Here is an 11,161-nt window from a genome sequence, read left to right as displayed (position 1 = left end):
GATTGCATGTCCGGTTGTCACCGACCACAGACGTTGGCGGTGCGACAAAGCGGCAAGACCGCCTATCTTTTCGGTGAGGTTACGGTTGTCGATCTTCCGGACATAATGATCTTCATGCGGATGTATGAGGACAGTACTGACGGCGACTTCGCTGACGCCAGGAAGCTAGGTAAGCTACGTTTCAAGGCGATTGCACGTATACCGGCACAAAAAAGATAGCCAACATGCAACTTGCCGACCAAAGCTCCGGTGTCGAGTTTTCAGCTTACAGTTTGTGTTTTTCGACTTAGCCTTCTGCACTGAACGGCTAAAATCTAAACCAAGCCTGCCATTACCTAAGATTGACCGCTGCAGAATACTATGATGTCGCTTTCGTACTTGACGGAACAAAGCACTATGGAACAATAAAGGCTTCTACGGTGTCCAAAGGTGCCTACGCACTGGGACTGAAACGGGAATGAGGACGGTGCACCAAACTACCGCACTGAAGCCTTGACCGCCCCCGCGACTGTGAGCGGCGAGCGGCCTTCCAATACCACTGGCGTAATGGCGCTGGGAAGGGGGAAGTCTGCTGTGACCTGCGAGTCAGGAGACCGGCCGTAGGATGGACACAACATATGCCGTCGGGTGTGACGGCGAGGAGGATTAAAATGACGACAAAAACGATCAAGGCATCCGCCGCTGGCGCATCCTTTCTGCCTGCAGTATTCGCCGTGGTTCTGGGTCTAGGGATCATTACCGTGACTGGCCATGTTCAGGCTTCTGGCCTGCATGACGCGGCTCATGATGTGCGCCACGCAACTGGCTTCCCCTGCCACTAAAACAATGTTCAGTCGTATTCTGACCAGCGGCTTGTTCGCTGGTGCAGCAGCGGGGCTGATTGCCGCCCTTCTGCAGTTGTATTTCGTGCAGCCAGTGCTACTTCACGCCGAGCTCTATGAGGGCGGCGACCTGGTGCATTTTGGCGCTGATCCCGTAACTGCGCATCCCGACCTGCCCGGCATGTTCGCCGAGCCGATGCGCGATGGTCTCAGCATTATCTTCACCATGCTTACCTACACCGGCTATGCGCTAGTCCTGGCGGCGCTGATGTCAGTAGCCGAACGTCAGGGGCATGAGATCAACGGCCGCACCGGCCTGCTTTGGGGTCTTGCGGGCTTTGTCGCCTTCCACTTTGCTCCTGGCTTGTCACTGGCTCCAGAAGTTCCCGGCGTAGCGGCAGCAGATGTGGGAGTGCGTCAGATCTGGTGGACGGTCACCGTTGCCGCAGCCGGCGTAGCCATGTGGCTGATTGCCTTTGGAGGTAACCTGGTAAGCTACCTGATTGCGGCCGTGCTGCTAATGGTACCGCATATTATCGGGGCCCCTGAGCCTGAGAGTTTCTCTGGGCCGGTTCCGACCGAGATCGGGGCGCTTTTTGCTGCCCGGGCCTTCGGCATCGGCATGGCCGCCTGGGCACTCTTAGGCAGTTTCACCGGCCACTTCTGGCAGACAGAAGGCAAGCGCGCAGGCGCTGCAGTCTGATCGCGCTCCTCCATTGCTACCCCGCTGGTTACACCGGCGGGTTTTTTTTATTGAGGATGACAAGATGTCCCGTTCTCTTGCTCTCTTTGCCATCGGACTTGTCTTTGGCGGCGGTGCTGGCTTTGTGATTGCCGCCAGCAGCGGTAGCACCTTTGAGAGCCATGACCATACTGACCCGGCCCAACACGGCGGCAACATGGAGATGGCAGCGCACGACCACTCCGCTGCCACTAATCTGCCTGCCGACAGCGACGCCCCCAGTGTGGCGATCCAGATGATTAAGGATCCTATGGCGGGCTGGAATCTGCGTGTGACACCGCAGAACTTTCGCTTTGCTCCGGAAAATGCCTCCACGGCTGACGTTCCAGGCGAAGGTCACGCGCATGTTTATATCAACGGCGAAAAGCTGGGCCGCCTTTATGCCAATTGGTTACACCTTCCGTCGCTCCCCGATGGCGATGTTGAAGTAAAAGTTTCTCTCAATGGCAACAGCCACAGCCCTCTGATGGTTGAGGGTGTGCCCGTGGAGGCCAAAGTGACCGTGCAGCCTGACGGCGATGACTCCTGATTGACATTCCTGGCTGAGAAGACAACTACGCGGATTCAGCGGGTCTAAGCGGCAAGTACAGCGTGCGCGCGGGTTTTTGCCGCTCTGTATCCAAGGACAGATAAGCTGTTGCAAAGCCGCGCCGAATTCCCGTCTTGTTCCTTTGGCTTGCATCGTCGGAAACCGAAAACATGAAGCAACTACAATGGGCATTTCGGTTCTTTCCATTGCTTTTTTGACCCAGTCCAAAGCAAACTCGATCAAATCAGAGTTCACGCCACCGCGCACCTGATCGACTGGATAAACTAAGCGTTACCTGAAACCTCTTGAAGCTCTAGCTGCTAGAGGCTTTAAGACTCGAATTTGATCGTGAAAATGCGATGCAAATACATTGAACTTGTGAACCAGGCTGAGATCTATGCTGACAAGGCGCTATTTCATTCAATCAACCACTGCGCTGTTTTCCGCGTCTGCGGCCAGTCCATTGATCGCCAAAACATGGCCAACCTCGTCGCAAAAGACCTATTGGGACAGCCAGGTCACGCCATTTGATTACGATCCAGCGACCTCAAATCCATGGGGCGTTCATGACCGTTTTTTACCACGACGTGTCGTAGCAAATGATGGTTTGGTTCCTGGTGACATCCATGTCGATGCGGTCGCGCGCTATCTTTACCATATCGAGGAAGGCGGGACCGCAATGCGCTATGGCGTTGCGATCGCGCGAGGGAACCTTTACGAGCCCGGAACCTATGCTATCCGGCGCAAGGTCGAGTGGCCACATTGGACGCCAACGGCTTCAATGATCGAGCGCAACCCCGAATACGCGGAATTTCGGGATGGTATGGAACCCGGGCCAAGTAATGCTCTCGGCTCTCGAGCCCTTTATCTATACGTTGGAAATCGAGATACATATCTCAGAATTCACGGCACGCCTCAGCCTAGAAGCATCGGTGGTCGCGCAAGTTCTGGATGTGTTAGAATGATCATGGCCCATATCAATGATCTCTACCCACATGTAAGAATCGGCTCGACCGCATATTTATACTCGGCCGAAGATAGCGTCACAGCCCGCTCATAAATTTTGGGCAGCGTAGGTGGACGTCGTCGCCCTCTTTTTTATCAGGCGTCTCGCGCGGCGCAGATCGGAGCGCCATTCGTCGCGCGCAATGGTACCAATGTCGTCTCGACAGGTCCGCTGTGCTCATACCAGAAGCAATTGTCTTCTGGCAAAAGGCGTGCCGTGGCCAGATCCTGCCCCGGCCCTGCCAGCGCAACGACTGAATCTGGCACGTTGCCTGGTTCAAGTGCTTTGCTTTTGGCCCCAGTGAACTGGGCTGAGCAACCGGCAGTAATCGAGACTAACGTGATGGTAATTGCGATCCGTTTCTGCATTGACCTGTTCCAGAATTTTTTGCGTCCTCTGCGACTAGATTGCATCCACGCGACCAGCCCGCAAGAAGGAATGGAGTGTCGGTATCACGCGCAAGGAACCCGGATGCTAAAAAATTCAGAAAGGTATTGAAGCTCTAGTTACTGTAGGAACTACTTACAAAGGACCATAGAGATTCTTGAGGTCCGATCATGTCATCCGATACCCATAGCCACGACCATGGCCACGAAAACAAACATGGTCACCACGCATGCAGTAGTGGCGGGTGTGGCGCCATCGCCCCCGCCGGTCCAATTCCTGACGGCGGTAGAAGCTTTCAGGTCTCTGGCCTCGATTGCGCCGAAGAGGTTGTGATCCTGAACCGGGTTATCGGCCCGAAAGTTGGTGGTGAAGAGCATCTCGCTTTTGATGTCATCAACAGTCGAATGACGCTTCTTGAAAGTGCTGCCAAGCTTTCTGACGAAGACGTCATGCTGCTGGTTGCCTGCACCGGTATGAACGCCAAACCTTGGGATGACGGAAATGCCGCCCTGGATCAGGCGGCGCATATTGCGCGTCAGCGACGGTTCACCACACTCAGCGGAGGTTTTTGGGCGGCAGGCTTTGGCTGGCACATCTTCGAAACAGGCATGGGCGGAGCGCTTGGACTGTTTTCGGGACATGGTGAGGTTCCGATGCCTTTGCCCGAGGCCACTTTGTTCGCGGTCGCGATCTTGTTTGGCGTCTGGCTGGTGGCCCCCAAGGCCTGGTCTTCGGCGCAGCGCCTTTCGCCGGATATGAACCTTTTGATGGTTGTTGCCGTCGCTGGTGCCATCGGTCTGGGTGAGTTTTTTGAAGCGGCAACTGTAGCATTTTTCTTTTCGCTCTCTCTTTATCTGGAAAGCTGGAGTGTCGGACGGGCTCGCAACGCAGTATCCGCGCTGCTTGATCTGGCCCCCCCGACGGTTCGGCTGGTTCGTGCTGACGGCTCAGAGGCAACGGTCCCGGCGGCGGATGTCTTTGTCGGCGACAGCTTCATCGTTCGGGGTGGGGATCGCATTCCACTTGACGGGGAAGTCATCGAAGGGGCCGGTGCCGTTGACCAGGCTCCAATCACAGGTGAAAGCGCACTGATCCCCAAAGAGCTGGGTGATGAGGTCTACGCCGGCACAATCAATGGTGAAGGCACCCTCAAAATACGTGCGACGAAAACAGCGTCCGATACCGTGCTTGCCAAGATCATCCGGATGGTCGGTGATGCTCATGCGCGCCGTGCGCCGGTTGAGCAGTGGGTAACAAAATTTGCGCGGATCTATACGCCCATCGTTATGGTCGTTGCAGTGGCCATCGCCCTGATCCCACCGCTTGCATTTGGCGCATCGTGGGGCTTTTGGTTTTACAATGCACTTGTTCTTCTGGTTATCGCCTGCCCCTGTGCACTCGTCATTTCCACGCCGGTTTCAATCGTTGCGGCTTTGACCGCTTCGGCCCGGGCCGGGGTTCTGATTAAGGGCGGTGCATATATCGAAGCCCCCGGGCGCACTACCGCACTGGCCATGGACAAGACCGGCACGATCACCATGGGCGAGCCTGAAGTGGCCAATGTCTATCCGCTGGGCGGCGCATCCGAGCGGGAACTGTTGGCAAGCGCTGCCAGCCTTGAGGTTCGATCTTCACACCCGTTGGCCCGCGCCATTCTCACCAGGGCAGAACAGACCGACATTTCGATATCTGCGGCTGAAGATATCCGAACCGTTCCCGGTCGGGGTCTTGAGGGCCGCACCGAGCGCGGAAATATCTGGCTTGGCTCTGACCGCTTCGCTGTAGAGAAGGGCTTTGGCGCGTCCATTCCTGCCGAATTGAGCAACCAGATCGAGAGCGCGGGAAGCACACTTGTGGTTGTCGGGGATGAGAACGGAGTCACCGGTTTGCTTGAGCTGCGGGACCGCATTCGCCCCGAAGCCAAGAACATCGTTGCCCGGCTTCACGCGCAGGGCGTGAAGTCAATCATCATGCTGACAGGTGACAACGAACAAACCGCGAGAGCGGTAGCAGCCGAAGTCGGCATCGACGAAGTCCGGGCCCAGCTTCTGCCGGAAGACAAGGTCGCTGCGATCGAAGAACTGGCAGAGCAACACGAGATGGTTGCGATGATCGGCGATGGCGTCAACGATGCACCTGCGATGGCTCGGGCACATTATGCGGTCGCGATGGGTGCAGTTGGGTCCGACGCTGCTATTGAGACCGCAGATATTGCTCTAATGACCGACGACATCGGTAAAGTACCCTGGCTGATCGACCATTCACGTCGAACCATGTCGATCATCCGTCAGAACATCGGCTTCTCACTTGCGACCAAAGCATTGTTTGTGACTCTGACGGGTTTTGGGCTGGCATCCATGTGGGGTGCAATCGCCGCGGATGTCGGAGTGTCCTTGCTGGTCGTGGCCAATGCCTTACGGCTTCTGAAAGCTCCGGAAGATCACACCGCCCAGACTGCGGCAAATACCCTTGGCTCGCACGGAACAGGCGCTGCGACCACATAAGAGTGGAAGCCGGACTTCAAGGTGTCCGGCTTTCGCCTCGCTTACTGGCGCGTTACATCAGGCGCACAACTGCGATCGAAAGAAAGAACGCCACCAGGCCAAAAGCGATGGCATATCCTGTAGCGTATTGAAGAATATCAAGGCTGTTGCCATTCCGGCGCTTTGCCAGGACCCCACCCCAAACGGCGCCAACCAAGGCCCCCGCGATTGCCATCATCTTACATCCTCTGATTTGGTTCTTCTGCAGTGCAGTTCGCTTCAGGTGCGCATACCCGCTAACTGATAGCCGCGCACCTGAAGCCGTTTTAAGAAACTCTCACGAACTAGATTCGCTTTTTTTGGCGACGGTATTGCCCAGCTGTTCCTCAAGCTGTGCCCGAGCATTTCTTAAGCGTTTTCGCGCTGCTTCGCTTTCAACCTCGTTGTTCGCAGCGGCAGCAAGTCGGTCGTCAGAAAGCGGGTCCGTTGGGCGCCCGTCAACCAATACTTCATAATGAAGATTGGGGCCGGTCGCGGTGCCGCTCGACCCGACACGGCCAACCATCTCGCCAGCCTCCACGCGCTGACCTTTGGCCAGACCATCGGCGGTTGCGCTAAGATGCGTATATCGCGTGACCGTATCCGATCCATGAGCGATTTCCACCACACGCCCATACCCCCCGCGCCAACCAACATAGGATACCCGGCCCGGAGCTGTCGCATGTACCGGCGTGCCGCGTGCAGCAGCAAAATCGACACCTGTATGCATCCGCACATTGCCGTAGACCGGGTGTTTTCGCCGACCAAAGACTGAACTCAGGCGCGCGCCTTCGACGGGTTGGGCAAAGACACGAAGAAGTTCACCATCAACATAGATCGTGGCGCGACCGTTGTCGTCGTCTGGCCATGCTATTTCGTAAAGCCGATCATCAACTTCCAGCGCCGCAAAAATGAGCTCGGACTGGCCCACCCTCTCGCCATCGATGCTCTTTTCGCGCCAGAGAAGACGGAGAGCTTCACCACCTGTCAGGTCCCTCCGAAAATCCACTGTCCCGCTCAGCATCTGAGCGAGATCCACCGCAAAACGAACCGGGATCTTTGCGCTACTCAGCGCATTTGAAATCGAAGTTTCGATCTCTGTTTTGCGGGCCAGAATGACAGTGTCGGGTTCCGGTGAGACCACGCGCGTGGACAACGTCTCGCTAAGTGTCACTTCAATTCTCACGCCATCTTCCACGGCGAGCTCCACACTCCACAGTTGATCCGCTGCCGTTGCAACGACTGTTATCGAGTGACCCGGCCGCAAGCGCCGCAAGTCGTATTCAGCGCCAAGTGCAAGTGCGATTTCGGCGCGATCGGTTGCGTCGATCCCCGCGTCAGACAGCATACTGTCGAGTGTGTCACCCACTGCAAGCTCGCGCGTCCATGTTCGTGAAGGTGGTTCAACAGGTGGCAAAGGTTCCTCTGCCTGAATGGGTTCCGGCTGAGCAGGTCGAAACGAAACGGGGCTTGGAGCGAGTTCTGCCGATGGTACATTCAGCAACGGAGCCGATGTGATCTGCGGTTCCGCAGGAAGTTTGGGCAGCTGAAAGACCGTGGGCGCAGGCGCCGTCATTTCAGACCTGTTCGAGGCAATGAACATGATCGAAGCAATCGAGACGCTGCTGATCGCGATCGCCGAGGTTGCTAGAAACCGTGCGTTCATGATGTTGTATCCGCTCCACTTTTCAAAGCGCGGCGGATCTTGGGTACAGCGAACTCTCTCTGCTCATGATAGTCGATGGTGCTGACAAATTCGCCTGTGGGGTTAAACAGAAAAACACTTGCGGTGTGGTTCATTGTGTAGTCGCCATCTTCCAGTGGAACTTTTTCATAATTGGCGCGAAAGTCGTCTGCGGCTTGCGCGATTTGGTCCGAAACGCCGACCCAACCGCGAATAGCCGGATGAAAGTAGCTGACATAATCGGCCATGGCATCGACCGTGTCCCTTTCAGAGTCTACGGTTATAAACACGACGTTCAACTCGTCCGCGTCATTGCCCAGATCATCCAGCCAGAGGGAAATATCCGAAAGAGTCGTCGGGCAAACATCCGGGCAGTAGGTAAAGCCGAAGAACACCATTGTTGCACGTCCGACCAGCGATTGCGGGGTGACGGTGATCCCTTCGTGATCAACCATGCGAAAGTTCATGTCCGACAACGCAAGGGGGCGAAGGCGATCGGATTGAGCCGCTCCCGGCCCATCCACTTGCCACCATCCGGCAAAGAGCGTCAGGCCGATTGCTCCAAGTCCAGCAGACCCGAATGTGAGAACGCGTCGCCGCTGCATCAGCTCTCGGGGCCTCGCGCCGCGATGCCAAATATCGGCACGTTGACGGTCTTTTCTGCGCCATCAGCAAAGATAAGAGTCAGCGTAAAGCGCTCGCCTTCGATCATAGGGCGTTGCAGCCGCATGAGCATTGCGTGGAGCCCGCCCGGCTCAAGCGCTACGAAACCACCCGGCGCAATTTCCAGCTCGCCAGCGGGTGCCATGGAACTGACGCCCTCTGCATTGGTCGATGTCTGATGGATCTCGGGCATCCTCGCAAGATCGGTGCGGATAGACGTCAGCGTGACGGCCTCATTGCCGGTGTTGCGGATCGTCATGTAAGCGACCCCAGGTCGGTTGGAGCCAATAGAAGCGCGCGACCAGGCATCTTCAACGACAACATCGTTGCCCCCTGCCAGAACCGGTGCCGAGAGAATGGCCGTCAGACCGAATGCACTCAGTACACCTGCCAGAAGAGTATTTTTTGCAGTGAGTCTCATAGTACCTCTCGCTACTGCTCAGCTTTGCAGTGCTGCAACTTCTGCAGCGACCAGGCGCCTCAATTCAGCCTCACCAAACGGATCCAGAGATTTGCCATTGACGAAGAATGTCGGAGTTTGCCTTATACCGGCCGCTTCGACATCAGCGCGATCCTGATTGAGAACACCAACTGTCTGGGGCGCAAGCATTTGTGCCTGCGCTGCCTCGGCATCCAGTCCCGCCGCTGCTGCAATTCGAATAATAAGACCAGGCTCAGGCGCACCATGCGCGGCCCATTTGGGCTGCTCTCGCAGCACGGCTTCCAGGACCGGTTCAAAGACCCCCTGCATGCGTGCCGCTTCAAGCACGCGGATCGCCTCCTCTGAGCCTTCGCCATGGAAAGGGGTGTACCGGATCACAACACGCACGGCGTCTCCATGCTGAGCCATTATGTCCTTCACGACCGGATGAAAGGCACGGCAGGCTTCACAAGCCGGATCGAAAAATTCGACAATTGTAACCGGTGCGTCTTTAGGGCCGAGAACAGGCGAGTAGGAACGGATAAGTGTTTCGGCGATTTCGGGTGCGACAGGCTCGGTGTTGCCTGAAGCAGTCGTTCGGTTCACGTACCAGGCGGCGGCCCCGAATCCGGCCCCACCGAGCGCGAGAACGGACAAGATCATGCCACGTCTGTTCATACTTGTTTCTCCTTGAGTGAAAGGGCGCACAGAACGCCGATCAGCGCGAATGAAACGAGCGCCATCAGCGGAATCGGGATGCCCAAAACAGATTGATTTGCGTCGGTGCAGGACGGACCACTTGCCGAGCATGGTTGGATTTTTTCCGGGATCAGACCAGCATACAGGCCCATGTGCCACAAGGCGACAACGGCGCCCCCCAATGCCAGTGCTATCCCGTATCGGCCCACGTTCTGGTCCTGCCACCACAGGCCAAGCCCCAGTACGATCGCCAATGGGAACATGAACGCGCGCTGGAACCAGCACAGCACACAGGGCGTCTGCCCCAGGATCTCTCCAATGAACAGAACAGAAAGAGAAGCAACCAAGGCAATCGCCCAGGCCAGGCCGAGAAGTGTATCTTTAGAAAACCGGGACATGGTGCTCAGAGTCTCTGTTTCAGATCCGCAAGAATTTCTTCGGCAGGCGTGCCATAGGACCAGGACTGGACGAATCCAGCGTCCTTGTTGAACAGAAACAGATGAGAGGTATGCCCCATCGTATATCCATCCGGCGCAGGGGTTTGTTCGATCCGTTCGTAGAATATCGGAAAGGTCTTGGACGTTTGCGCAATCTGTTCTGGCGTGCCTGTAAGCCCAATGATCCCCGCATCGAAAAGTGGCACATACTCGGCCAGGACGGCCGGAGTGTCGCGTTCGGGGTCAATTGAAATGAAGATAGGTTGCACTTGGTTTGATTGGTCGCCCAGCCCTTCCTGCACTGCTGCTACCTCAGACAGTGTTGTAGGGCATACGTCCGGGCAGTTGGTGAACCCAAAAAACACCAACATCCATTTGCCCGCAAAGTCGTTCTGAGTACGGACAACACCAGAGTGATCTGTCAGTTCGAACCTGGCTTCGAACGGGACAGACCCCTCCTCAATCCGCGCAGGTCTATATTCTGACCACAGCATCAGATAGGCAAATGCCGCCGTTGCGACACCAGCCATTACCCATAAGATTTTCTGAAACACGGTCAGTTTCAAAGTTAGCCGTCCGCCTGTGATTCTTGGTTCAGAACGGCATGTACACCCTCTACCTGCTAGAGGTTCAAAGGGGTTTTTGAGCCTGCGGCTGGGTGTCACAGGTCCACCGGCTGGAAGGTACTATTGTGCGGTGTCGACGCGAACCTACATAAGCTGTAACTTTGCAAGGAGACCCAGATGCTGACGATCGGAACGCTCGGAAAAAAGACCGGAACCAAGGTTCAGACGATCCGCTACTACGAGCAGATCGGACTTATGCCGGAACCGGGGCGCACCGAAGGTGGCCAGAGGCGTTACGGCCATGCCGAACTGGATCGCCTTGCATTCATCCGTCATTCCCGCCAATTGGGGTTTTCGCTTGAGGCGATACGCGAACTGCTTGATTTGTCCGACGATCCGGATCGCCCATGTCATGAAGCCGACAGTATCGCGCGCCGGCAACTCAAACAGATTGAGCAAAGAATGGCGCGGCTGGAAGCGTTGCGGACCGAGCTGGAGCGCATGGTGCATGAATGCAGTGGCGGCAACACCTCGGACTGTCGTGTTCTCGAAGTTCTGCGCGATCATTCCGAATGTCTTACTGATCACGAAGAAATCGGCGCGTAACCCCGGGCAGCGTTATTGCGAACTGGAATTAGCCTCTTGAAGCTATAGTCACTATAGCAGTTAAAAGTCTTTCTGAGT

15 protein-coding genes and 1 riboswitch are annotated in these 11,161 nt (G+C 56.2%); of the genes, 7 read left to right on the top strand and 8 right to left on the bottom strand.

Going from position 1 to position 11,161, the window contains the following annotated elements; translation table 11 throughout:
- From ACR0BZ_RS10600 to ACR0BZ_RS10580, 5 genes are all read left to right on the top strand, one after another.
- Positions 1-219 (top strand): DUF1636 family protein (locus tag ACR0BZ_RS10600; protein WP_480920153.1); only part of this gene is annotated, 219 nt, incomplete at its 5' end.
- A 181-nt stretch (positions 220-400) separates the two neighbouring features.
- A riboswitch (cobalamin riboswitch) is annotated at positions 401-616 on the top strand.
- 34 nt (positions 617-650) lie between these two features.
- Entirely contained in the window at positions 651-821 is a 171-nt protein-coding gene (locus ACR0BZ_RS10595) for a CbtB domain-containing protein (RefSeq protein WP_170481539.1), read from the top strand.
- Positions 822-825: 4 nt separating this feature from the next.
- The gene (locus ACR0BZ_RS10590; RefSeq protein ID WP_170634742.1) at positions 826-1,524 is read left to right on the top strand and encodes a CbtA family protein; all 699 of its coding nucleotides are present in this window, start codon (positions 826-828) and stop codon (positions 1,522-1,524) included.
- A 64-nt stretch (positions 1,525-1,588) separates the two neighbouring features.
- Complete coding sequence (locus tag ACR0BZ_RS10585) at positions 1,589-2,092, top strand: hypothetical protein (RefSeq protein WP_170634678.1); 504 nt, start codon at positions 1,589-1,591, stop codon at positions 2,090-2,092.
- A 397-nt stretch (positions 2,093-2,489) separates the two neighbouring features.
- Positions 2,490-3,152, top strand: a complete 663-nt coding sequence (locus ACR0BZ_RS10580; protein ID WP_170634676.1) for a L,D-transpeptidase — start codon at positions 2,490-2,492, stop codon at positions 3,150-3,152.
- A gap of 41 nt (positions 3,153-3,193) precedes the next feature.
- On the opposite strand, the gene ACR0BZ_RS10575 is transcribed toward ACR0BZ_RS10580, so the two are convergent.
- On the bottom strand, positions 3,194-3,466 hold the full coding sequence (locus ACR0BZ_RS10575; protein WP_209251491.1) for a hypothetical protein: 273 nt from the start codon (positions 3,464-3,466) through the stop codon (positions 3,194-3,196).
- Between the two features lie 189 nt (positions 3,467-3,655).
- Here ACR0BZ_RS10575 and ACR0BZ_RS10570 point away from each other — a divergent pair, with 189 nt between their 5' ends.
- Positions 3,656-5,989, top strand: coding sequence for a heavy metal translocating P-type ATPase (locus ACR0BZ_RS10570; protein ID WP_209251492.1), 2,334 nt, complete (start codon positions 3,656-3,658; stop codon positions 5,987-5,989).
- A gap of 52 nt (positions 5,990-6,041) precedes the next feature.
- Here ACR0BZ_RS10570 and ACR0BZ_RS10565 read toward each other — a convergent pair whose 3' ends face one another.
- From ACR0BZ_RS10565 to ACR0BZ_RS10535, 7 genes are all read right to left on the bottom strand, one after another.
- Positions 6,042-6,206, bottom strand: a complete 165-nt coding sequence (locus ACR0BZ_RS10565; protein ID WP_170481525.1) for a hypothetical protein — start codon at positions 6,204-6,206, stop codon at positions 6,042-6,044.
- A 99-nt stretch (positions 6,207-6,305) separates the two neighbouring features.
- A complete protein-coding gene (locus ACR0BZ_RS10560) occupies positions 6,306-7,673 on the bottom strand; it encodes a M23 family metallopeptidase (RefSeq protein ID WP_209251493.1) in 1,368 nt (455 codons plus the stop codon).
- A complete protein-coding gene (locus ACR0BZ_RS10555) occupies positions 7,670-8,296 on the bottom strand; it encodes an SCO family protein (RefSeq protein WP_209251494.1) in 627 nt (208 codons plus the stop codon). The genes ACR0BZ_RS10560 and ACR0BZ_RS10555 overlap by 4 nt, the downstream gene beginning before the upstream one ends.
- A complete protein-coding gene (locus ACR0BZ_RS10550) occupies positions 8,296-8,775 on the bottom strand; it encodes a copper chaperone PCu(A)C (protein WP_209251495.1) in 480 nt (159 codons plus the stop codon). The genes ACR0BZ_RS10555 and ACR0BZ_RS10550 overlap by 1 nt, the downstream gene beginning before the upstream one ends.
- 18 nt (positions 8,776-8,793) lie before the next feature.
- Entirely contained in the window at positions 8,794-9,453 is a 660-nt protein-coding gene (locus ACR0BZ_RS10545; RefSeq protein WP_209251496.1) for a DsbA family protein, read from the bottom strand.
- Positions 9,450-9,872 carry a disulfide bond formation protein B gene (locus ACR0BZ_RS10540; RefSeq protein ID WP_209251498.1) on the bottom strand — a complete coding sequence of 141 codons (423 nt, stop codon included), beginning with the start codon at positions 9,870-9,872 and terminating at the stop codon, positions 9,450-9,452. The genes ACR0BZ_RS10545 and ACR0BZ_RS10540 overlap by 4 nt, the downstream gene beginning before the upstream one ends.
- Positions 9,873-9,877: 5 nt before the next feature.
- On the bottom strand, positions 9,878-10,441 hold the full coding sequence (locus ACR0BZ_RS10535; protein ID WP_209251500.1) for an SCO family protein: 564 nt from the start codon (positions 10,439-10,441) through the stop codon (positions 9,878-9,880).
- A 213-nt stretch (positions 10,442-10,654) separates the two neighbouring features.
- Here ACR0BZ_RS10535 and ACR0BZ_RS10530 point away from each other — a divergent pair, with 213 nt between their 5' ends.
- A complete protein-coding gene (locus ACR0BZ_RS10530) occupies positions 10,655-11,083 on the top strand; it encodes a MerR family transcriptional regulator (protein ID WP_170634659.1) in 429 nt (142 codons plus the stop codon).
- Positions 11,084-11,161: the final 78 nt, after the last annotated feature.

The organism is Ruegeria sp. P8, assembly GCF_056534665.1.
The sequence above is the reverse complement of the archived record's forward strand: the minus strand, read 5'-3'. Positions and strand labels throughout refer to the sequence as shown.